General features: G+C 56.4%; 22 protein-coding genes. 14 read left to right on the forward strand and 8 right to left on the reverse strand.

Features of this window, described 5'->3' with window-relative positions; all coding sequences use genetic code 11:
* Positions 1-136 precede the first annotated feature (136 nt).
* Entirely contained in the window at positions 137-1,102 is a 966-nt protein-coding gene (locus AC6I8V_RS19775) for a polysaccharide deacetylase family protein (RefSeq protein WP_497843861.1), read from the forward strand.
* Here AC6I8V_RS19775 and AC6I8V_RS19780 read toward each other — a convergent pair.
* Positions 1,083-2,114 (reverse strand): glycosyltransferase family 9 protein, encoded by a 1,032-nt coding sequence (locus tag AC6I8V_RS19780; protein WP_497843862.1) that lies wholly within the window; start codon positions 2,112-2,114, stop codon positions 1,083-1,085. The two genes, AC6I8V_RS19775 and AC6I8V_RS19780, sit on opposite strands and share 20 nt — an antisense overlap.
* Positions 2,115-2,287: 173 nt before the next feature.
* Between AC6I8V_RS19780 and AC6I8V_RS19785 the strand changes: the two genes are divergently transcribed.
* The 6 genes from AC6I8V_RS19785 (at position 2,288) to coaD (ending at position 8,178) form a co-directional block, all read left to right on the forward strand.
* Positions 2,288-3,277, forward strand: a complete 990-nt coding sequence (locus AC6I8V_RS19785; protein ID WP_497843863.1) for a glycosyltransferase — start codon at positions 2,288-2,290, stop codon at positions 3,275-3,277.
* Positions 3,278-3,350: 73 nt separating this feature from the next.
* A complete protein-coding gene (gene rfaQ / locus AC6I8V_RS19790) occupies positions 3,351-4,427 on the forward strand; it encodes a putative lipopolysaccharide heptosyltransferase III (RefSeq protein ID WP_497843864.1) in 1,077 nt (358 codons plus the stop codon).
* Positions 4,420-5,553 carry a glycosyltransferase family 4 protein gene (locus AC6I8V_RS19795; RefSeq protein WP_497843865.1) on the forward strand — a complete coding sequence of 378 codons (1,134 nt, stop codon included), beginning with the start codon at positions 4,420-4,422 and terminating at the stop codon, positions 5,551-5,553. Before rfaQ ends, AC6I8V_RS19795 begins: the two co-directional genes overlap by 8 nt.
* Before the next feature lie 92 nt (positions 5,554-5,645).
* Complete coding sequence (waaA, locus tag AC6I8V_RS19800) at positions 5,646-6,920, forward strand: lipid IV(A) 3-deoxy-D-manno-octulosonic acid transferase (protein WP_497843866.1); 1,275 nt, start codon at positions 5,646-5,648, stop codon at positions 6,918-6,920.
* The gene (locus AC6I8V_RS19805) at positions 6,920-7,696 is read left to right on the forward strand and encodes a glycosyltransferase family 2 protein (protein ID WP_497843867.1); all 777 of its coding nucleotides are present in this window, start codon (positions 6,920-6,922) and stop codon (positions 7,694-7,696) included. Before waaA ends, AC6I8V_RS19805 begins: the two co-directional genes overlap by 1 nt.
* Complete coding sequence (coaD, locus tag AC6I8V_RS19810; protein WP_497843868.1) at positions 7,693-8,178, forward strand: pantetheine-phosphate adenylyltransferase; 486 nt, start codon at positions 7,693-7,695, stop codon at positions 8,176-8,178. Before AC6I8V_RS19805 ends, coaD begins: the two co-directional genes overlap by 4 nt.
* On the opposite strand, the gene mutM is transcribed toward coaD, so the two are convergent.
* The 4 genes from mutM to radC form a co-directional block, all read right to left on the reverse strand.
* A complete protein-coding gene (gene mutM, locus AC6I8V_RS19815; RefSeq protein WP_497843869.1) occupies positions 8,175-8,984 on the reverse strand; it encodes a bifunctional DNA-formamidopyrimidine glycosylase/DNA-(apurinic or apyrimidinic site) lyase in 810 nt (269 codons plus the stop codon). The two genes, coaD and mutM, sit on opposite strands and share 4 nt — an antisense overlap.
* Before the next feature lie 69 nt (positions 8,985-9,053).
* Positions 9,054-9,221, reverse strand: a complete 168-nt coding sequence (rpmG, locus tag AC6I8V_RS19820; RefSeq protein WP_001051798.1) for a 50S ribosomal protein L33 — start codon at positions 9,219-9,221, stop codon at positions 9,054-9,056.
* Between the two features lie 11 nt (positions 9,222-9,232).
* Positions 9,233-9,469, reverse strand: coding sequence for a 50S ribosomal protein L28 (gene rpmB / locus AC6I8V_RS19825; protein ID WP_010616494.1), 237 nt, complete (start codon positions 9,467-9,469; stop codon positions 9,233-9,235).
* 243 nt (positions 9,470-9,712) lie between these two features.
* Positions 9,713-10,369 carry a RadC family protein gene (radC, locus tag AC6I8V_RS19830; protein ID WP_497843870.1) on the reverse strand — a complete coding sequence of 219 codons (657 nt, stop codon included), beginning with the start codon at positions 10,367-10,369 and terminating at the stop codon, positions 9,713-9,715.
* 189 nt (positions 10,370-10,558) lie between these two features.
* Here radC and coaBC point away from each other — a divergent pair, with 189 nt between their 5' ends.
* The 3 genes from coaBC (at position 10,559) to slmA (ending at position 12,929) form a co-directional block, all read left to right on the forward strand.
* Positions 10,559-11,779, forward strand: coding sequence for a bifunctional phosphopantothenoylcysteine decarboxylase/phosphopantothenate--cysteine ligase CoaBC (gene coaBC / locus AC6I8V_RS19835; protein WP_497843871.1), 1,221 nt, complete (start codon positions 10,559-10,561; stop codon positions 11,777-11,779).
* Positions 11,757-12,215: a dUTP diphosphatase gene (dut, locus tag AC6I8V_RS19840; RefSeq protein WP_497843872.1), complete on the forward strand. Its 459-nt coding sequence runs from the start codon at positions 11,757-11,759 to the stop codon at positions 12,213-12,215. Before coaBC ends, dut begins: the two co-directional genes overlap by 23 nt.
* A 117-nt stretch (positions 12,216-12,332) precedes the next feature.
* Positions 12,333-12,929: a nucleoid occlusion factor SlmA gene (gene slmA, locus AC6I8V_RS19845; protein ID WP_497843873.1), complete on the forward strand. Its 597-nt coding sequence runs from the start codon at positions 12,333-12,335 to the stop codon at positions 12,927-12,929.
* An 80-nt stretch (positions 12,930-13,009) separates the two neighbouring features.
* Here slmA and pyrE read toward each other — a convergent pair whose 3' ends face one another.
* Both pyrE and rph read right to left on the reverse strand, forming a co-directional pair.
* Positions 13,010-13,651, reverse strand: coding sequence for an orotate phosphoribosyltransferase (gene pyrE / locus AC6I8V_RS19850; protein ID WP_497843874.1), 642 nt, complete (start codon positions 13,649-13,651; stop codon positions 13,010-13,012).
* Between the two features lie 49 nt (positions 13,652-13,700).
* On the reverse strand, positions 13,701-14,417 hold the full coding sequence (gene rph / locus AC6I8V_RS19855) for a ribonuclease PH (protein WP_497843875.1): 717 nt from the start codon (positions 14,415-14,417) through the stop codon (positions 13,701-13,703).
* A 145-nt stretch (positions 14,418-14,562) separates the two neighbouring features.
* Here rph and AC6I8V_RS19860 point away from each other — a divergent pair, with 145 nt between their 5' ends.
* Complete coding sequence (locus tag AC6I8V_RS19860; protein ID WP_497845891.1) at positions 14,563-15,747, forward strand: NupC/NupG family nucleoside CNT transporter; 1,185 nt, start codon at positions 14,563-14,565, stop codon at positions 15,745-15,747.
* A gap of 32 nt (positions 15,748-15,779) precedes the next feature.
* Here AC6I8V_RS19860 and AC6I8V_RS19865 read toward each other — a convergent pair whose 3' ends face one another.
* Positions 15,780-16,223: a DUF3574 domain-containing protein gene (locus AC6I8V_RS19865; RefSeq protein WP_497843876.1), complete on the reverse strand. Its 444-nt coding sequence runs from the start codon at positions 16,221-16,223 to the stop codon at positions 15,780-15,782.
* Between the two features lie 151 nt (positions 16,224-16,374).
* On the opposite strand from AC6I8V_RS19865, the gene AC6I8V_RS19870 reads away from it, so the two are divergent.
* The 3 genes from AC6I8V_RS19870 (at position 16,375) to AC6I8V_RS19880 (ending at position 20,175) form a co-directional block, all read left to right on the forward strand.
* Positions 16,375-17,238, forward strand: coding sequence for a YicC/YloC family endoribonuclease (locus tag AC6I8V_RS19870; protein WP_497843877.1), 864 nt, complete (start codon positions 16,375-16,377; stop codon positions 17,236-17,238).
* Positions 17,239-17,650: 412 nt separating this feature from the next.
* Positions 17,651-18,574, forward strand: a complete 924-nt coding sequence (gene lpxP, locus AC6I8V_RS19875) for a kdo(2)-lipid IV(A) palmitoleoyltransferase (RefSeq protein ID WP_497843878.1) — start codon at positions 17,651-17,653, stop codon at positions 18,572-18,574.
* Positions 18,575-18,753: 179 nt separating this feature from the next.
* On the forward strand, positions 18,754-20,175 hold the full coding sequence (locus tag AC6I8V_RS19880) for an efflux transporter outer membrane subunit (protein ID WP_497843879.1): 1,422 nt from the start codon (positions 18,754-18,756) through the stop codon (positions 20,173-20,175).
* Positions 20,176-20,181 lie beyond the last annotated feature (6 nt).

Here is a 20,181-nt window from a genome sequence, read left to right on the forward strand (position 1 = left end):
GGCTCCGGCTATAGTATATAAGCCAGGGATGCGCAGTAAATTACCGCTGGGTTAAGCGGCACCGGCACTTAAGACTTTGCCTGACCTTTTGAGCCAGAGTAGTATTGCCTCTTTTCAAGGCGTTCGGGAAGAAACTATGACGCAGCCTGCATTCCTCATCACCATTGACACTGAAGGCGATAACCTCTGGCGTAATCATCGCGAAATCACGACGCGAAATACCGCTTTTTTGCCGCGCTTCCAGTCTTTGTGCGAACGCTTTAGCCTGAAGCCGACCTGGTTAACCAACTACGAGATGGCAACCGATCCCGCTTATGTCGAGTTTGCGCGTGATGTCATTGCGCGTAATCAGGGCGAGGTAGGTATGCATCTGCACGCCTGGCACAGCCCGCCGGAAGCGCCGCTTACCGATGATGACTGGCGCTGGCAGCCGTACCTGATCGAGTTTCCGGACGATGTCCTGCGCGCCAAAGTGGCCTTTATGACGACTCTGCTGGAAGAAACCTTCCAGTGCAAAATGCGCAGCCATCGCGCTGGCCGCTGGGCATTTGACGAGCGTTATGCCGCCGCGTTAATCGAGCTGGGTTATCAGGTGGATTGCTCCGTCACACCTCGGGTCAACTGGCGCTTCAACCGGGGGGCGCCCCAGGGCAACGGCGGTACGGATTACACCGATTTTCCGCGCAGCGCGTACTTTATCGATCCGAACAATATTGCGCGCAGCGGAAATTCACCGCTGCTTGAGCTGCCGATGAGCATTCAATACAAATACTCGCCTTTCGTCAGCGCGCTCAAGCAGGGGATTTATAAGCTGCGCGGCAAACAACGCAGCCCTGCGGTGTACTGGTTGCGCCCCTCCGGCGGTAACCTGGCGAGCATGAAACGCGTTATCGAACAGTCGCTTGCTGAAGGCCATGACTACGTCGAGTTTATGCTGCACTCGTCGGAATTTATGCCGGATGGCAGTCCCACCTTCAAAAATGACAGCGATATCGAACGTCTGTACGACGATCTCGAGGGATTATTTAGCTGGGTAGCTCCGCGCTTCCTCGGCCAGACGCTGTCTGAATATCACGATAGTTTCAGACAACGACAGGCTTAAGCTGGAGTTGCTGCCAGGCCTGCCACACCGTCTCCGGCGAGATATCACTGCACTCGCCCGAGGCGGTCTGCATGATTTGGTACTCACCCGACCACGGATGCCAGAGTTGCGCATTGGTATCGCCAAAAAACACCACCTGCTTTTTATGCAATCCCGCGGCGATATGCATCTGCCCGCCATCACTGCATAGAATCTGTTCGCAACGGTCAAACCCGGCGATCAGTTCGCGGATCGATGCCGTGGCATAGCGCGCCACATGCGGTGAATTCACCTGCTGCATCAGCTCGTCAGCACGCGCCGCATCGCCCTGGTCGTTCGGGTCCAGTGCTCCCTGCGGCGACCAGAACAGCAGCACGCGCGCCTGTGGGTCGTTCAGCAACTGACGGATAAATGTCGCGTAAGCCGCCACCGGCCAGCGGCGTTTTGGGCTGCGGCTGCTGATATGCACGCCGTAAACCACGCCGGGAGTGCTGAACAGTTGCGCGACCCGCGCACTCGCCTGCGCACGCTCGGCATCGGAGAGATAGAGGTTAACCTGGGGCACCGCTGGGGCGTCGTTGGTCAGCGCGGAGAGATAAGAAAAGGTATGTTCCACCTGATGGTTGCCGTGGAAGTCCTCTTTGCGGAAAGGATGATCCAGCACGGCATCCGTCTGCGCGGCGCCGATAATATTATGCGCTCCCGCCATTTTCGCCAGACGCAGGCTATATTTGCATTCCACCGGATTCGCCAGAATGGTGGCGTCGAAGCGGGTTTTACGCAGCGCGAGCATAATCTTCACCCGCTGCCAGTACACCCCGAGCGTGGTTTCATTTTTACCGCGATGTTTGGCCTTTTTATAGACAAATAACCGATCGACATGCGGGTTGTTGCTCACCACATCCTCAGCAATTTTATTCACCAGCAGGGTCAGCTTCGCCTCGGGAAAGGCCTGTTTCAGACCTTCCAGCAGCGGCGTGGTGCATACCATATCGCCAATGTTATCGCGTCGGATCACTAAAATATTCTTCATGCTGCTGCCCAGGGTTAACTTATTTGTCCAAAAACCGGCCATGTCATGGTGTTTACGTGCCGAAAACACAGAAACTAACCATTTTTGACCATTAATGTGCAAAAAGTTCTAAATTTGCTCGTAATAATTAAAGTAAGGAATTTGTTAATTATTGATAAGAAAAAAACCGAACAATGTCGCTAAACACGCCTTTGCTGTCCGTCATCACCCCAATGTACAACGCTGGAGAGATGCTGGAATCCTTTATGCAATCGCTGCTGGCACAGACGCTGACCGCAATCGAGATCATCATTGTTGATGACGGTTCTACCGATGATTCCGGTCAGCATGCCGAGCGTTATGCGCAGCAGCATCCGCATATAAAGGTAATCCATCAACCCAATGGCGGCGTGTCGCGTGCGCGTAATGCCGGGCTGGCCGTGGCGCGTGGCAAATATGTCACCTTTCCCGACGCCGATGACACCATGAACCCGGTGATGTATCAGACGCTGGTCGAGATGGCGGAACGCGACAATCTCGATGCCGCACAGTGCAACGCCGAATGGTTTTTTAAAGCCAGTAAAACCATTAAGCCGCTGATTCCACTCGACCGCCTGACCAGCACCGGGGTACTGAGCGGCCCGGACTGGCTCAACACGGCGCTGAAAACCCATCGCTATATGCATGTGGTTTGGCTGGGTATCTATCGCCGTGAATTAATCGAACAGCAGCAACTCACCTTTGAACCCGGTCTGCACCATCAGGACATTCCCTGGACCACCGAATTCATGTTAAACGCTCAGCGTGTGCGTTATACCGATAAGGTGCTCTACCGCTATTACATGCACGACGCCTCGATCAGTAATCGCAAACGCAGCGGCGAGCGCAATGTGGTCTATCAACGCCATTACCTGAAAATTGCGCAAATGCTGGAAGAGATCAATGCCCGTTACCGGCATAAAGTGACAATCTATCCGGCGTTTCATTATCAGATCACGCGCGAAGCCCTGAGCGTCTGCCATAGCGTGCGTCGCGAACCGGATGCGCAGGCACGTCAGGCGATTATTCACGATATTTTTGCCACTCAGACGCATAAACGTATGCTGCGCAATGCACGCGGTCTCCGGCAATGGTATCAACTGCTGTTGTGGCTGAGCCGCATTTATCGCTGGCGTAAGAAATAAGCGCCGTCGCTGGCTTTCGCCCCTGGGGGGTTTGCCCTACAATCAGCTCACTGAATTTTGAGATCATTTGAGTATGGCACGCCCGATTCCAGACCACTTTGCACCCCAAAATATTCTGCTGATTAAGCTGCGCCATCACGGCGATATGCTGCTGACCACGCCCGTAATTAATGCTCTCCGCCAGCGTTATCCGCAGGCCAATATTGACGTCCTGCTGTACAAAGAAACGCGCCCGATGCTGGAAGCCCATCCGGCCATCCGCCAGTTGCATATCATCGATCGCAACTGGAAAAAGGAGGGAGGCTGGCGCAAGTTTCGTCATGAAATGGCGCTCCTTTCGGCGGTGCGGAACTGTCATTACGATCTGGTGATTAACCTGGCGGATCAGTGGCGAAGCGCCATCATCACCGCGTTTTCCGGCGCGCCGGTGCGTATCGGCTTCGCCTTTAAAAAGCGGGATAACGCCTTCTGGCGCTGGTGCCATAACCAGCAGGTGAGCACCGCCGATCACGGCAAACTGCATACCGTGGAACAGAATATGTCGGCGCTGACCCCACTCGGCATCAGTGCGGCAGGCGCAAAGGCGTCGATGCATTTCAGCCCCGCCGACCAGCAAAAAGTGCAGGCGGCGCTGGCGCAGCAGCAGGTCACGGGTCCGTATGTGGTGGTGCAGCCCACCTCGCGCTGGGTATTCAAATGCTGGGATGATGAAAAAGTCGCGCAGCTGATCGATACCCTGGCGGCTGATGGCCGCACGCTGGTGCTGACCGCCGCGCCGGATAAAGCAGAGCTGGCGATGATTGAACATATTCAGTCGCTGTGTCAGGCCACGCAGGTCGTCTCCCTTGCCGGCCAGTTCTCTTTGCCGCAGCTGGCAGCGCTGATCGCCGGCGCCCAACTGTTTATTGGCGTCGACTCTGCGCCGATGCATATGGCGGCCGCGCTGGATACCCCTTGCCTGGCGCTGTTTGGCCCTACCAAGCTGCAACACTGGCGGCCGTGGGGCGATAACAACCGCGTGATTTGGGCCGGTGATTACGGCCCGCTGCCAGACCCTGACGCGATCAATACCAAAACCGACCAGCGCTATTTGTCGGCCATTCCGGTTGCGGACGTGGTCGCTGCCGCAAGGAGCTTTTTGCATGACTAAGTTACGCCTGGCGATTGTCCGGCAGAAGTATCGCCCGGACGGCGGTGCCGAGCGTTTTATTTCGCGTGCCCTGGAAGCGCTGGATAGCGAGCAGCTCGATCTCAACATCATTACCCGCAGCTGGCAGGGCACACCCAATCCGGCGTGGCATCTGCACATCTGCAATCCAGCCAAATTTGGTCGGGTGTCACGCGAACGCGGTTTCGCCCAGGCGGCGCGCGCCTGCTGGGAGCGGGAAAAATTTGATATCGTGCAGAGCCATGAACGCATTGCGGGTTGCGATATTTTTCGCGCTGGCGATGGCGTGCATCGTGTCTGGCTGGAACAGCGCGCGCGTATCGTCTCACCGTGGCAGCGACTGAGCGCCACGCTCAGCCCCTACCATCGTTATGTGTTGCAGGCAGAAAGCGAAATGTTTACTGCTCCGTCGCTGAAGGCGGTGATCTGTAATTCTGAGATGGTGAAGCAGGATATTTTGCGTTGTTTCGCGCTGGATGCCGGGAAGATTCATGTGATTCACAACGCCATTGATAGCCAGCGTTTTCAGCCCGCAACAGAAGCGCAGCGTCACGCCGCACGCCAGCAGCTTAGCCTGCCGCAGGACGCGACGGTGATGATTTACGTCGGCTCCGGCTTTGAACGCAAAGGGCTGAAAGCGGCGATTGAAGCGGTTGCGCGCAGCGACCGCTACCTGGTTGTGGTTGGTCAGGATAAGCAGCTGTCACGCTACCAGCAGCTGGCAAATCAGCTTAACTGCCTGGATCGCCTGCGTTTTGTTGGCGTACAGCAGGATGTGCAGCCGTTCTATCATGCCGCCGATGCCCTGTTGTTGCCGACGCTCTATGATCCTTTTCCGAATGTGGTGCTGGAAGCGATGGCCTGTGGGCTGGCGGTCATCACCAGTACAGGCTGCGGCGGTGCTGAATTTATCCAGGCTGGTCAGGAAGGCTTCGTCTGTGATGCTTTGGATATCAATGCGTTAAATGAAGCCGTACTGGCGATCCCGTCACTTTCGGTGAATTCCGCCCTGGGCGAGGCCGCACGCCGCAGAATTGAACCTTACGGTCCGCAGCGACTGGCGCAGGCGCTAACCTCGCTTTATCAGCAAGTGCTACAGCCTGTTTGATGAAGTGGTATGAGCAGGCGTCAGGTTTCTGATAACATGCCGCCATCTCGATTTCTTATGCTTTTTGACGCGAACCTGTCGTAACGATAACTATGACGATTCTATACACAGCCCTGCTCTACCTGATCCAGCCTCTCATCTGGCTGCGCCTGTGGCTGCGCGGTCGAAAAGCCCCGGCCTATCGTAAGCGCTGGGCGGAACGCTATGGCTATTGCAGCGGGAAAGTGGAGCCGAACGGCATTGTGCTGCATTCGGTGTCGGTGGGGGAAACCCTTGCCGCCGTGCCGCTGGTACGTGCGTTGCGCCATCGCTACCCGACGCTGCCGATCACCGTGACCACCATGACGCCGACCGGCTCGGAACGGGCGCAATCGGCGTTCGGTAAAGACGTGCACCACGTCTATCTGCCATACGACCTGCCAGGCGCCATCAATCGCTTCCTTGATACCGTCAATCCCAGGCTGGTGATCATCATGGAAACCGAGCTGTGGCCGAACATTATCCGTATCCTGCACCAGCGCCAGATTCCGCTGGTGATTGCCAACGCCCGCCTGTCCGAGCGCTCCGCCAAAGGCTATAAGAAGCTGGGCGGCTTTATGCGCGATCTGCTGCAACGTATCACGCTGATCGCCGCGCAGAACCAGGAAGATGGCGACCGTTTTCTCAGCCTCGGCCTGAAGCGTTCGCATCTGGCGGTGACCGGCAGCCTGAAGTTTGATATTTCCGTCACCCCGGAACTGGCGGCAAAAGCGGTCACGCTGCGTCGCCAGTGGGCGCCGCGCCGTCCGGTGTGGATCGCCACCAGTACCCACGATGGTGAAGAAGCGATTGTGCTGGATGCGCACCGCCGCCTGCTGGCGCAATTCCCTGATCTGCTGCTGATTCTGGTGCCCCGTCACCCGGAACGTTTCAAAGATGCCTGTGACCTGACGCAGAAACGCGGTTTCAGCTTTACGCTGCGCAGCAGCGGCGAAATTCCTTCCAGTGCCACGCAGGTGGTGATTGGCGATACCATGGGCGAGCTGATGATGCTGTACGGCATTGCCGACCTGGCATTTGTCGGTGGCAGCCTGGTTGAACGTGGCGGCCATAATCCGCTCGAACCTGCCGCGCACGCTATCCCGGTGCTGATGGGGCCGCATATCTGGAACTTCAAAGATATCTGCGCCCGACTGCAACAGGCTGAGGGTCTGATTACCGTCACCGATGTGGTCTCGCTGGAAAAAGAAGTCGCCAACCTGTTGCAGGATGATGATTACCGCCGCTACTACGGCCGCCACGCGGTTGAGGTGCTGCACCAAAATCAGGGCGCATTACAGCGTCTGCTACAGTTACTCGAACCCCATTTACCGCCGCGAGCACACTAATGTCGCAACGCCAACGCCTCTCCGTGGTGATGATCGCTAAAAACGAAGCTGACCTGCTGCCGGAAGCGCTGGCCTCCGTCAGTTGGGCGGACGAGATTGTGGTGCTGGATTCCGGCAGTGACGACGCGACAGCCGAGGTGGCGCGTCAGCATGGCGCCCACGTCTATCAGGCCGAACCCTGGGCGGGCTTTGGTAAACAGCGCCAGCGCGCGCAGGCCAAAGCCTCCGGCGATATGATTCTGATGATCGATGCAGATGAGCGCGTCACCGCGCCGCTACGCAGCGCCATTGAGCAGGTACTGGCGCAGCCTCCGGCCCAAACCGTATACAGCCTCAGCCGCAGCAACCTGTTTCTTGGCCGTTTTATGCGTCACAGCGGCTGGTATCCAGACCGCGTCATGCGCCTTTATCCGCGACACCTCAACTATAACGACAATCTGGTACACGAGTCGCTGGAGACCCAGGGCGCGCCCGTGGTGGCGTTGCCGGGCGATTTACAGCATCTCACCTGTCGTGATTTGGTCGCGTTTCAGCGCAAGCAGCTGAACTATGCCGAAGCCTGGGCGCAGGAGCGCTTTCAGCGCGGCAAACGCTGCGGCCTGTTCTCCATCTTCAGCCACACCCTGGGCGCGTTTCTGAAAACGCTGCTGCTGCGGGCGGGTTTTCTCGATGGGAAGCAGGGCTGGATTCTGGCCGTGGTCAATGCACAGTACACCTTCAACAAATACTCGGCGCTCTGGGCGCTGCATCACACCTCAACACAAGGCCGCGTATGAGCACCAAAGCGATTTACCCCGGCACCTTTGATCCCTTTACCCTCGGTCATCTGGATATCGTGACACGCGCTGCGCAGATGTTTGATCGCATCGTGGTGGCGATTGCCGCCAGTCCGAGCAAGAAGCCGCTGTTCAGCCTTGATGAGCGTGTTGATATGGCGCGCCAGGTCACGGCGCATCTGAGCAATGTTGAGGTCGTGGGTTTTAGCGATCTGATGGCGAACTTCGCCAAAGCGCAGCAGGCCAATGTGCTGGTGCGCGGCCTGCGAGCGGTGTCGGATTTTGAGTATGAGCTACAGCTGGCGCAGATGAATCGCCATCTGCTGCCTACCCTCGAAAGCGTATTTCTGATGCCGTCCGAGGGTTTCTCGTTTGTCTCTTCTTCGCTGGTGAAAGAAGTCGCCCGCCACCAGGGCGATGTGCAGGCTTTCCTGCCCGCCGTGGTGCATCAGGCGTTGCTGAGCAAGCTGGCGCAGCCTTAATGCTGGCAGCGCGGACACCAGAAGGTGCTGCGCTGTCCATGCTTGCCACTGACGATTGGCGTGCCGCAGGCACGGCATGGCTCCCCCGCCCGACCATACACCTGTAATTCCTGCGCAAAGTAACCCGGCTTGCCGTCGGTTTGCAGAAAATCACGCAGCGTAGTGCCACCCTGCTCAATCGAGCGCAGCAACACCGCTTTGATGGTGTTGGCCAGCAGCATCGCTTCTTCTTTACTCAGGCTCATAGCGGGACGATCGGGGAGGATCCCGGCGGTAAACAGGGATTCGCTGGCGTAAATGTTACCGACGCCCACCACCACCTTGTTATCCATCAGCCACTGTTTGATCACCGTGCGTTTGCCGCGTGATTTTTCAAACAGGTAGTCACCGGAAAAATCGTCGCTGAGCGGCTCCGGGCCGAGATGCGCCAGCACGCTGCTGCCAGCTAAATCGGAGCACCACAGCCAGGCACCAAAGCGGCGTGGATCGGTGTAGCGCAGCACTTTGCCGTTGCTCATCACCAGATCGACGTGGTCATGCTTTGCCGCAGGCAGTTCGCCGGGCAACATGCGCAGGCTGCCGGACATGCCGAGATGAATGATAATCCAGCCAGTGGGCAGCTCCAGCAGCAGATATTTAGCGCGACGCTGAACGCTTAGCACCGGCTGATCGCTTAATGCGTGGATTTCACTGGAGACCGGCCAGCGCAGACGGGAATTGCGCACAATGGCGTGCAGAATGGTTTCGCCCACCATGTGGGGTTCAATGCCGCGTCGGCTGGTTTCTACCTCGGGTAATTCAGGCATCTCATCTCCTCAACGAACCGCAGAAACAAAAAACCCGGCCGAAGCCGGGTTTTTCGCAGAACACCAAAATTACTTAATTTTGGCTTCTTTGTAGATCACGTGCTGACGTACAACCGGATCGAACTTTTTCAGTTCCAGTTTCTCAGGTTTAGTACGTTTGTTCTTCGTGGTGGTATAGAAGTGACCTGTACCAGCAGAGGAAACCAGCTTGATCTTCTCACGAATACCTTTAGCCATGATTCAGTTCCTTAGTACTTCTCACCACGGGCGCGGATTTCGGCCAGAACCGTATCGATGCCCTTCTTATCAATAACACGCATACCTTTAGCAGATACACGCAGAGTAACGAAGCGCTTTTCGCTCTCAACCCAGAAACGGTGTGAGTGCAGGTTCGGCAGGAAACGGCGTTTCGTCGCGTTCATTGCGTGGGAACGGTTGTTACCGGTCACCGGACGCTTTCCAGTTACCTGGCAGACTCGTGACATGTCTATTCTCCAAAAATCAAATCAGCTCGAGCTTTAAAAACTAGGTTTTGGCCGCCTCGTCAGGCCTTAGCCCGCCCAGGCGAGTTCCATGTGAACCCGCTAAGCTGGCCCAAACGCCAAACCCGAGATTCTCAAAGGTGGCGTAGTATACGCCGGTCAGCGCTGGTGCTCAAGTCCCGAACAAATAAAGATCCCTATGGATCGGGTAAAAAGCCACCGTTTCCGCCGAATTAACGGTCAAAATTACAGCCATCCGCGCTCGGCAAAGGAGGTAAACTCGCCGTGACCGATCACCAGATGATCAAGCAAACGGATATTCAGCAGCGTGCAGGCTTTGGCGACACGGTCAGTAATTTCGCGGTCGGCGCGACTTGGCTCGGCAATACCGGAGGGGTGATTATGCGCCAGGATCACCGCAGCGGCATTGAGTTTTAGCGCTTCGCGCACAATTTCTCGCGGATGAACTTCAACGCTGCTAATCGAACCGGAAAACATTTTCTGCGCCTGTAAGACGCGATGCTGATTATCGAGGAACAGCGCCATAAAGATCTCCCGCTCCTGATGCGCCAGCACGCTTTGCAGATAGTGGCGCGTCACCTGCGGATTCTCCATCACGTTCTCACGCGCCAGCTGGCTGGCAAAAAAACGTCGGCCAAGTTCAGCAATCGCCTGTAATTGCGTCATTTTAGCGAGGCCAATGCCTTTGATGGTCGTTAACTCTTCCGGGCTGGCGCTCATGATGCGATACAACGAGCCAAATTCATTCAGCATCTGCCGCGCCAGCCGCATCACGCTGATGCCGCAGGAGCCGGTGCGCAGAAAAATCGCCAGCAGTTCCTCGTCGTTCAGCGCTTCAGCGCCTTTCAACACCAGCTTCTCCCGTGGTGCCAGTTCCATCATCGCGTCCTCCTCCCTGCGTTGCGGCTATCCTGAGCGCGAGACGTGAGGAAAGCCAGCCGGTTAAGGCGGTTTTCAGAGCCGCCTCGCAAAGGCCGCAGGCAGTGAAAAGGGGACGGATGGATTTTGTGGTAAAGTTGCCTCATCTGCCGCGCCCTGACGCGGCAAACTGTGTTGAGTTGAGGCGATAACATGACTGGATTAGCCGGAAAAAAAATTCTGCTGGGCGTGAGTGGCGGCATTGCTGCCTATAAAGCACCGGAACTGGTACGGCGGCTGCGCGATCGCGGTGCCGATGTGCGCGTAATGATGACTGACGCGGCCAAAGCCTTTATCACGCCGCTCAGCCTGCAGGCGGTGTCGGGATATCCGGTGTTCGACGATCTGCTCGACCCGGCGGCCGAGGCGGCCATGGGCCATATCGAGCTGGCGAAATGGGCCGACCTGATTGTGCTGGCCCCCGCCACGGCCGACCTGATTGCGCGCGTCACCGCCGGTATGGCCAACGATCTGGTCACCACCACCTGCCTCGCCACCGCAGCGCCGATTGCCGTGGTGCCCGCCATGAACCAGCAGATGTATCGCGCCGCCGTGACGCAGGAGAACCTGCAACGTCTGCACGATCGCGGCCTGCTGATTTGGGGACCGGACAGCGGCAGCCAGGCGTGTGGCGATATCGGGCCGGGCCGGATGCTGGACCCGCTGGCAATTGTGGCCCATGCGCTGGAATGGGCCTCGCCCGTCAACGATCTGCAACATCTCAACATTATGATCACCGCCGGTCCAACCCGTGAGGCGCTCGACCCGGTACGCTACATCTCCAACCATAGCTCCGGCAAAATGGGGTTTGCGATTGCCGCCGCCGCCGCGAAACGGGGGGCGAAAGTGACGCTGGTGGCGGGTCCGGTGACACTGCCCACGCCCGCGTGGGTGCAACGGGTTGATGTCACCAGCGCGCAGGAGATGGAAGCCGCTGTAATGGCGCAAATCAGCCAACAACATATTTTCATTGCCAGCGCAGCCGTGGCAGACTACCGGGCGGCAACCATTGCCGCGGAGAAAATCAAAAAACAGGGTGGCGATGATAACGTCACACTGCAACTGGTGAAGAACCCCGACATCGTAGCCGGTGTGGCTGCACTCAAAGAAGGCCGGCCTTATGTGGTCGGGTTTGCCGCCGAAACCCGTAATGTGGAAGAATACGCGCGGCAAAAACGGGTACGGAAAAATCTCGACCTGATTTGTGCCAATGATGTGGCGAAAGCAGGCCAGGGGTTCAATAGCGACACCAATGCTCTTCACCTTTTTTGGCAGGAAGGAGAGAAAGTCTTACCGCTCAATGATAAGACGCTCCTTGGCCAACAATTATTAGACGAGATTGTCAGCCGTTATGATGAAAAAAATCGACGTTAAGATTCTTGATGCGCGCGTGGGAACTGATTTCCCGCTGCCAACTTACGCAACCTCGGGTTCAGCCGGGCTGGATTTACGCGCCTGTCTGGATGACGCACTGGACATCACCCCAGGCAGCACCGTGCTGGTGCCGACCGGCCTGGCGATTCACATTGGCGATCCCAGCCTTGCGGCGGTGATTCTGCCGCGTTCCGGCCTCGGCCATAAGCACGGCATCGTGCTGGGTAACCTGGTGGGTCTGATCGACTCGGATTATCAGGGCCAGCTGATGGTTTCTGTCTGGAACCGTGGTCAGGAGAGTTTCACGCTGCATCCGGGTGACCGTCTGGCCCAGCTGGTGTTTGTGCCAGTGGTACAGGCCGAATTTAACCTGGTGGAAGATTTTGACGCCAGCGTGCGTGGCGCGGGCGGCTTCGGTCACTCTGGCCGTCAGTAACACGCGCTTTTCGCTTACGCCTCTGCCCTTTCTTCTTTTCCGCCCTGTGCGCGCTGAACACAGGGCAGAAGCGTGAGTGTTGCCTGTTTTTGGTGAATTTCAGGGGACTTGAAGGTCATGGCAGAAAAAAAGGTCGCGAAACGGAACCGTCGCGAAGAAATTTTGCAGGCTCTGGCGCAAATGCTGGAGTCGAGTGATGGCAGCCAGCGTATCACCACCGCGAAACTGGCGGCCAATGTGGGTGTTTCCGAAGCGGCGCTGTATCGCCACTTCCCCAGCAAAACGCGCATGTTTGACAGCCTGATCGAATTTATTGAAGACAGCCTGATTACGCGCATCAATCTAATCCTGAAAGATGAAAAAGAGACGGAAGCACGTCTGCGATTAATCGTGCAGCTCATCCTGGGATTTGGTGAGCGTAATCCGGGGCTGACGCGTATTCTGACCGGCCACGCGCTGATGTTTGAACAGGATCGTTTGCAGGGGCGCATCAATCAGCTGTTTGAACGCATTGAAGTGCAGCTGCGCCAGGTGATGAAAGAGAAGAAAATGCGTGATGGTGAGGGCTTTCAGACCGATGAAACCCTGCTCGCCAGCCAGCTGCTGGCACTCTGCGAAGGATTGCTGTCGCGCTATGTCCGCTCCGAGTTCCGTTACCGTCCCACTGCGGATTTCGATACCCGCTGGCCGCTGCTGGCTGCGCAGCTGGTGTAAACCCTTTCCGGACCGTAGCGGCGCGACTTATCGCGTCGTTACAGATAATGATGGCGGGCTGTTGCAGCCCGCCTTCTGCATCAGATACCGTACTCTTTACGATACGCGCGCACTTTTGCCAGATGGTCCGCCATCTCAGGCTTCTCTTCCAGGTAATCAATCAGCTCAGCCAGGGTAATAATCGCGGTGACTTTGCATTGATAATCGCGCTCTACTTCCTGAATGGCAGAGATATCGCTGCGGCCACGCTCCTGGCGGTCAAGCGAGATCAGCACACCGGCCAGGGTGGCGTTATGGGCGCTAATGATGTCCATCGATTCGCGAATCGCCGTACCGGCGGTGATCACGTCATCCACCAGCATCACTTTGCCCTGCAACGGACTGCCAACCAGCAGACCGCCTTCGCCATGGTCTTTGGCTTCTTTGCGGTTGAAGCAATACGGCACATCACGATCATGATGATCGGCCAGCGCCACGGCCGTCGTGGTGGCAATCGGAATGCCTTTATAGGCCGGGCCAAACAGCAGATCGAAATCCACGCCGCCATCCACCAGCGCCTGAGCGTAAAAACGACCTAACAACGCCAGATCGCGTCCGGTGTTAAACAGACCGGCATTGAAGAAATAAGGGCTTTTGCGCCCCGATTTCAGGGTGAACTCACCAAACTTCAGCACCCCTTTGTTCAGGGCGAACTCAATAAACTGACGCTGCCAGGCTTTCATTTCTCACTCCTCAAATAAAGAAAAGGCGACTCTCTGGTCGCCTGTTACATCAATCTGCTAATGCTGCTTTCTGTACCTGAATCAACTGCTCGATACCGCCGCGCGCCAGCGCCAGCAGTTCCAGCAACTCCTCATGGCTGAACGGCTCGCCTTCCGCAGTGCCCTGCACTTCAATCATGCGGCCATCTTCCAGCATCACTACGTTCATATCCGTTTCGGCAGCGGAATCTTCTACGTATTCGAGATCGCAACGCGCTTCGCCAGCGACGATGCCGACGGAAATCGCCGCCACCATGCCTTTCAGCGGGCTGGCTTTCAGTTTGCCATCGGCCACCAGCTTATTCAGCGCATCCGCCAATGCCACGCAGGCACCGGTGATTGACGCGGTACGGGTGCCGCCATCCGCCTGAATCACGTCGCAATCCAGCGTGATGGTGTATTCACCCAGCGCCTGCAAATCTACCGCAGCGCGCAGTGAACGGGCGATCAGACGCTGAATCTCCAGCGTGCGGCCGCCCTGCTTGCCTTTGGCCGCTTCGCGCGCCATACGGCTGTGGGTAGAACGCGGCAACATGCCGTATTCGGCGGTTACCCAGCCCTGACCCTGACCTTTGAGGAAACGTGGCACACCTTCGTCAACGGTGGCAGTGCACAGCACTTTGGTTTCACCAAACTCAACAAGAACTGAGCCTTCGGCATGTTTGGTGTAGTGACGAGTGAGGGTGACGGGACGCACTTGAGCGGCGTGTCGGCCTGCTGGACGCATGGTTTCTCTCCGGCTTGCTTAGGTTTGGCTGCGCATTATACGGACTTCCACTGCGGCTGTCCTGCCCTGCGGCGGCACAATCGTGGATGAAATTCCGTCCATGCTGTGGCTAAATGCGCGCTTTCCCACTTAAAAAAGATAAATGATGACAGCGATACTCCATTTCCTGCTGGCGCTGGTGGTGATCTTTGCCCTCGCGCTTTTGGTCAGTCATGACCGCAAACAGATTCGCCCACGTTTTATTATTCAGTTGCTGCTGGTGGAAGCGGCGCTCGGCTGGTTTTTCCTGCACTCAGCCAGCGGTCTGGCGGTGGTGAGCGCGGTCGGCGGCTTCTTCGAAACCCTGCTGACTTTCGCGGCACAAGGCAGCGATTTTGTGTTCGGCGGCATGAGCAAACAGGGGCTGGCGTTTATCTTCCTCGGCGTGCTGTGCCCAATTGTGTTTATCTCCGCGCTGATCGGCATTCTGCAACACTGGCGCATTCTGCCCTTGCTGATCCGCCTGGTCGGCACCCTGCTGTCGAAGGTCAACGGCATGGGTAAGCTGGAGTCGTTCAACGCCGTCAGCACACTGATTCTCGGCCAGTCGGAAAACTTCATCGCCTATAAAGGCATTCTCGGCGATATCTCTGCACCGCGTCTGTACACCATGGCCGCGACGGCGATGTCCACCGTGTCGCTCTCGATTGTCGGCGCTTATATGTCGATGATTGATGCAAAATACGTGGTCGCGGCGCTACTGCTTAACATGTTCAGCACCTTTATTATCCTGTCGATCATCAACCCAACCCGCGCGCAGGATGAAGAACATATCGCGCTGGATAAACTGCACGAAGATCAGAGCTTCTTTGAGATGCTGGGTGAATATATCCTCGCCGGTTTTAAAGTGGCGATGATCATTCTGGCGATGCTGATTGGTTTTATCGCGCTGATCGCGGCGGTAAATGCGCTGTTTGCGGCCGTGTTTGGCTACAGCTTCCAGCAGCTGCTCGGCTATGTGTTCTATCCGTTTGCCTGGCTGATTGGCATTCCGTCGGCTGACGCATTGCAGGCCGCCAGCATTATGGCGACCAAGCTGGTAGCCAATGAGTTTGTGGCGATGATCGAACTGAAGAAAGTGGCCGCAGAGATGACGCCGCGCGGTCTCGGCATTCTGTCGGTGTTCCTGGTGTCGTTCGCCAATTTCGCCTCAATTGGCATCGTTGCCGGTGCTATCAAAGGTCTGAACGAAAAACAGGGGAACGTGGTATCGCGCTTTGGCTGGAAGCTGGTGTATGGCTCAACGCTGGTGAGTTTGCTTTCGGCGGCGTTTGCCGGGCTGTTTATCTGAGGAAATCAGGCGGCCGATACGCCGCCTGGTTATCAGAAACCGACGCACACCAGGCCATCAACCCGCATCACGGATTCCTGATTGAAGCGTTTTTTATAGATATCACGCAACGCGTTGATGTTTTCTGAGCTGGCGCTATCCGGCGTATGAATCAGCATCAGCGCTTTGCTGTTTTCGCGCGCCAGCTTGCCGTTCTCACCCAGCCACTGCCCTTTCGCGTTGTATACCGAGAGACCCTCTTTGAAGCGCGGCGTCACGTCGCTGTCGACAAACTGCTGCCACTCCTGCTCGCTCACCGTGCCGCCCTGCGGCTGACTCATGCCAAACCACAACGTGGTTTGCATCATCATTTCTCCCCCGGCACACACCGGCGTCGGTCTGGTCGCAGCCGCAGAAGGTGTGGGTGCAGTGGAGTGTGTCTGGCAGCCTGCCAGCAGCAATGCCAGTGCAAACGTCGCGATAAATTTTGTTGCCATACAGATTTCCCTGAACTGAATGCCCGTCGCTATCATAGGTGTCTGGTTTGAAAAGGCCAGCGCTTAGCTGTCTGTATTTCAGGCTTTTACCTGTCATGCCATAGCGTACATCGCTATAATTCACTAAATTTTCTTCACACGAGTATCGCTTATGATCCGCAGTATGACCGCTTACGCCCGCCGCGAAGCCAAAGGCCACTGGGGCAGCGCCGCCTGGGAGCTACGTTCCGTTAACCAGCGCTACCTGGAAACCTACATCCGCCTGCCGGAGCAGTTCCGCAGTCTGGAACCGGTAATCCGCGAGCGTATTCGCAACCGCCTGACGCGCGGCAAAATCGAGTGCAACCTGCGTTTTGATGCCGATCCCGGCTCCCAGGGTGAACTGATGCTGAACGAATCGCTGGCGAAACAGCTGGTTCAGGCAGCTAACTGGGTGAAATTGCAGAGCGACGAAGGCGCTATCAACCCGCTGGATATCCTGCGCTGGCCGGGCGTGATGTCTGCCCAGGAGCAGGATCTTGACGCCATCAATGCCGAACTGCTGGTCGCGCTGGATGGCGCGCTGGATGACTTTATTGCCGCACGCGAAAGCGAAGGCACAGCGCTGAAAGCGCTGATTGAGCAGCGTCTCGAAGGCGTGAGCCGTGAAGTGAGCAACGTGCGCGCGCAGATGCCGGAAGTGCTGAAGTGGCAGCGCGAACGTCTGGTGACCCGGCTGGAAGAAGCCGAAGTTCAGCTGGAAAACAATCGTCTGGAGCAGGAACTGGTGATGATGGCGCAGCGTATTGATGTCGCCGAAGAGCTGGACCGCCTTGAGGCGCATGTGAAAGAGACCTACAACATCCTGAAAAAGAAGGAAGCCGTGGGCCGTCGCCTCGATTTTATGATGCAGGAGTTCAACCGTGAGTCGAACACCCTGGCGTCTAAATCGATCAATGCCGATATCACCGCCTCAGCCATTGAGCTGAAAGTGTTGATTGAACAGATGCGCGAGCAGATTCAGAATATCGAGTAAAATCAATTAACTGATTGTAAAATGCGCAAACCCGCCCTGTCGTGATCACTCTGCGGCAGGGTTATTGCCTGGTAGACGATCTTTTTTCATCATGCAATGTAAATAATGCGTAAAGAGTCGTACCCACCAGTGTCTTTCTGTGCCATCGTTTCTCCGCTTCAGTTGGTATGAAAAACACTCGTCTTACCAGTAATTCTATGTAAATTAAGACCTATCTGTTCACCCCAGCGACAATTCTTCGCGATAATTGCCTGCTCAATGAATCCGCTCAATCCTGAAGATTGCAGAGTTTAGGTTTCTTTGAAGGCACTATTTGCTAATCTGCTGGTCGAATTTAAGACTGCTGTACCGCCTTGGGAACTCATGGACCTGCTTCTTTGTGCGATACATTCACCTATCACATGAAGGCGCTATGAAAAAAACCGGGCAATTCTGCTCTAAACTCCTCCACCCGCGCTACTGGTTCACCTGGTTTGGGCTGGGTGTATTGTGGCTGCTGGTGCAGCTTCCCTACTCTGTACTTATCCGTCTTGGTGCTGCGGCAGGCAAGACCTCACGTCATTTCCTGAAGCGTCGCGAACGCATTACCCGTCGTAATATCGAACTGTGCTTCCCTGGCATCAGCGAAGAAGAGAAAGAAGTCATGATTGCCGGCAACTTTGCCTCGCTGGGCATGGCGCTGGCAGAAACCGGTATCGCGTGGTTCTGGTCCGATCGTCGGGTACGTCAGCTGTTCCAGGTGAGCGGTATGGCTAACCTGCAAACTGCACAGAACCATAAGCGCGGCGTGATGGTCATTGGCGTGCATTTTATGTCGCTTGAACTGGGTGGCCGTATCACCGGGTTATGCCAGCCGATGATGGCGATGTATCGCCCGCATAATAATCAGGCGATGGAATGGGCGCAGACCCGCGGGCGTATGCGTTCCAACAAAGCGATGATTGACCGTCGCGATCTGCGCGGCATGGTCCAGGCGCTGAAGCAGGGCGAAGCGGTATGGTTCGCACCGGATCAGGACTACGGTCCGAAAGGCAGCGTATTCGCGCCGTTGTTTGCGGTAGAGAAAGCGGCAACCACCAACGGCACCTTTGTGCTGTCGCGTCTGGCGCGTCCGGCGATGCTGACGATTGTGCTGATTCGTAACCCACTGAAAAACGGTTACCAGCTGATCATCCAGCCAGAGCTGGAGAACTATCCGTATGACGACGAGTCCGCCGCCGCGGCTTATATGAATAAAGTGATCGAGCGTGAAATCCTGCGCGCCCCGGAGCAATATCTCTGGCTGCATCGCCGCTTTAAAACCCGTCCGCCGGGTGAAGCCTCACTCTACGTCTGACCGAATGCAGCAGGCTGCGGCCTGCTGCTAACCTGCCGTTTTTCCTCACTGAAAACATTTCACAACCATTCTTAACGAAAAACAGGTTTGTCAAAATTTGCACAGCCTTTTGTAATGGGCGCCATTTCCTCTTCCTGACCAAAATTATGACGCTGCTTTTCACTTCACATCGGCGAGCTATGCTCGCAATTGCTGTTGCCAGCGCGCTGCTGGCAGGTTGTGCCAACTATCACGGCTTACACACCAGTAACCATATGGTTGACGCCAATTCATTACAGGCGCAGGACACGCTGAAAAATGCACACTTCAGTGCAGCCAACTGGCCGAAAACGCAGTGGTGGCAGAGCTTTGGCGATCCTCAGCTTGACCACTTAATTAATGATGCGATGGCCGCCAGCCCGGATCTGCAGGTCGTCAATGCCCAGGCTGATAAAGCCAACGCGCAGGTCATTGCCGCCAACGCCGAACGCTATCCGGATATCGACCTCAACGCCGGCATTACCCGTTCACGCGTGGCAAAAGTGGACGATCCTTTGTTGCAGGGTAAAACCTACAGCACGCTGCGTACCGCCAACGTTGGTCTGAGCTACACCTTCGATTTATGGGGTGGTAAGAAAGACGCCGCCGAAGCCGCACTCGGTCAGGCTCGCGCCAGTGAACTGGATCGCCAGGCGAGTCAGTTAACCCTCGCCGCGAACGTCGCGCGCGCATGGAATAACCTCAACCTGGCATGGACCAACGCGGACCTGGCAAAACAGAATGCCGATCGCGCCGACGGTATCGCCAAAATCCAGCAGCAATATGTCTCTGCCGGACTGACTTCCGACTACCAATATAAGCAAGCGCTGTCAGAGCAAAAGACCGCGGAAGCTACGCTGACTGAAGCGAGCCAGGACGTCACCGATGCCGGCATTCAGCTTTCCACGCTGATTGGCAAGGGACCGGACTACTGGCACAACCTGAAGCCAGCAAAACTGAACGTCCCCACCGCAGCCCTGCTGCCGGGTAGCATTCCCGCAGACCTGCTGGGTCGCCGTCCGGATGTGGTCGCTGCCCGCTGGCGGGTTGAAGCCGCAGCAAAAGACATTGCCGCAACCAAAACCGAGTTCTATCCCAACATAAACCTGGTGGCGGAGGCCGGTACGCGTTCGCTGCTCGGCGATGCGCTGTTTGGTGCACCGAGTCGCTTCTTTAATGTAGGTCCAAGCCTGTCGCTGCCTATCTTTGATGCCGGTAAACGTCGTGCTGATCTGGCTGAGAGCGATGCCAACTGGGATCTGGCCGTAGCGCAGTACAACAAACTGCTGATCGGCTCGCTGGGTAATGTCAGCGATACCATCACGCAGTTGCAGTCCATTCAGAACCAGCTGGCACAGCAGGAGAGTGCGAACCAGTTAATTCACAGTTCCTGGGACGACCTGCATCGCGAATACACCGCCGGTCTGCGTCCGTATCTTGATGTCCTGACCATTCAAAATCAGTTAATCGAATCCGACCAGAAACTGGCGGCGCTTAAAGCGCAGCAGATCAATCTGGCGGTGGTGTTGATTGAAGATTTAGGTGGCGGATTCCAAAACGGCGAGGCTGTGCCTCACAGCTAAGCGACT

This window comes from Pantoea sp. X-Soil-TKNS-1207 (assembly GCF_059730485.1).

Coding starts and splice junctions, on each gene's coding strand:
- dut (WP_497843872.1), top strand. CDS start 11,757: ATGATGAAAAAAATCGACGTTAAGATTCTTGATGCGCGCGTGGGAACT.
- rfaQ (WP_497843864.1), top strand. CDS start 3,351: ATGGCACGCCCGATTCCAGACCACTTTGCACCCCAAAATATTCTGCTG.
- lpxP (WP_497843878.1), top strand. CDS start 17,651: ATGAAAAAAACCGGGCAATTCTGCTCTAAACTCCTCCACCCGCGCTAC.
- AC6I8V_RS19870 (WP_497843877.1), top strand. CDS start 16,375: ATGATCCGCAGTATGACCGCTTACGCCCGCCGCGAAGCCAAAGGCCAC.
- mutM (WP_497843869.1), bottom strand. CDS start 8,984: ATGCCTGAATTACCCGAGGTAGAAACCAGCCGACGCGGCATTGAACCC.
- waaA (WP_497843866.1), top strand. CDS start 5,646: ATGACGATTCTATACACAGCCCTGCTCTACCTGATCCAGCCTCTCATC.
- coaD (WP_497843868.1), top strand. CDS start 7,693: ATGAGCACCAAAGCGATTTACCCCGGCACCTTTGATCCCTTTACCCTC.
- pyrE (WP_497843874.1), bottom strand. CDS start 13,651: ATGAAAGCCTGGCAGCGTCAGTTTATTGAGTTCGCCCTGAACAAAGGG.
- rpmG (WP_001051798.1), bottom strand. CDS start 9,221: ATGGCTAAAGGTATTCGTGAGAAGATCAAGCTGGTTTCCTCTGCTGGT.
- AC6I8V_RS19880 (WP_497843879.1), top strand. CDS start 18,754: ATGCTCGCAATTGCTGTTGCCAGCGCGCTGCTGGCAGGTTGTGCCAAC.
- radC (WP_497843870.1), bottom strand. CDS start 10,369: ATGATGGAACTGGCACCACGGGAGAAGCTGGTGTTGAAAGGCGCTGAA.
- rph (WP_497843875.1), bottom strand. CDS start 14,417: ATGCGTCCAGCAGGCCGACACGCCGCTCAAGTGCGTCCCGTCACCCTC.
- coaBC (WP_497843871.1), top strand. CDS start 10,559: ATGACTGGATTAGCCGGAAAAAAAATTCTGCTGGGCGTGAGTGGCGGC.
- AC6I8V_RS19780 (WP_497843862.1), bottom strand. CDS start 2,114: ATGAAGAATATTTTAGTGATCCGACGCGATAACATTGGCGATATGGTA.
- AC6I8V_RS19865 (WP_497843876.1), bottom strand. CDS start 16,223: ATGGCAACAAAATTTATCGCGACGTTTGCACTGGCATTGCTGCTGGCA.
- AC6I8V_RS19795 (WP_497843865.1), top strand. CDS start 4,420: ATGACTAAGTTACGCCTGGCGATTGTCCGGCAGAAGTATCGCCCGGAC.
- rpmB (WP_010616494.1), bottom strand. CDS start 9,469: ATGTCACGAGTCTGCCAGGTAACTGGAAAGCGTCCGGTGACCGGTAAC.
- slmA (WP_497843873.1), top strand. CDS start 12,333: ATGGCAGAAAAAAAGGTCGCGAAACGGAACCGTCGCGAAGAAATTTTG.
- AC6I8V_RS19775 (WP_497843861.1), top strand. CDS start 137: ATGACGCAGCCTGCATTCCTCATCACCATTGACACTGAAGGCGATAAC.
- AC6I8V_RS19785 (WP_497843863.1), top strand. CDS start 2,288: ATGTCGCTAAACACGCCTTTGCTGTCCGTCATCACCCCAATGTACAAC.
- AC6I8V_RS19805 (WP_497843867.1), top strand. CDS start 6,920: ATGTCGCAACGCCAACGCCTCTCCGTGGTGATGATCGCTAAAAACGAA.
- AC6I8V_RS19860 (WP_497845891.1), top strand. CDS start 14,563: ATGACAGCGATACTCCATTTCCTGCTGGCGCTGGTGGTGATCTTTGCC.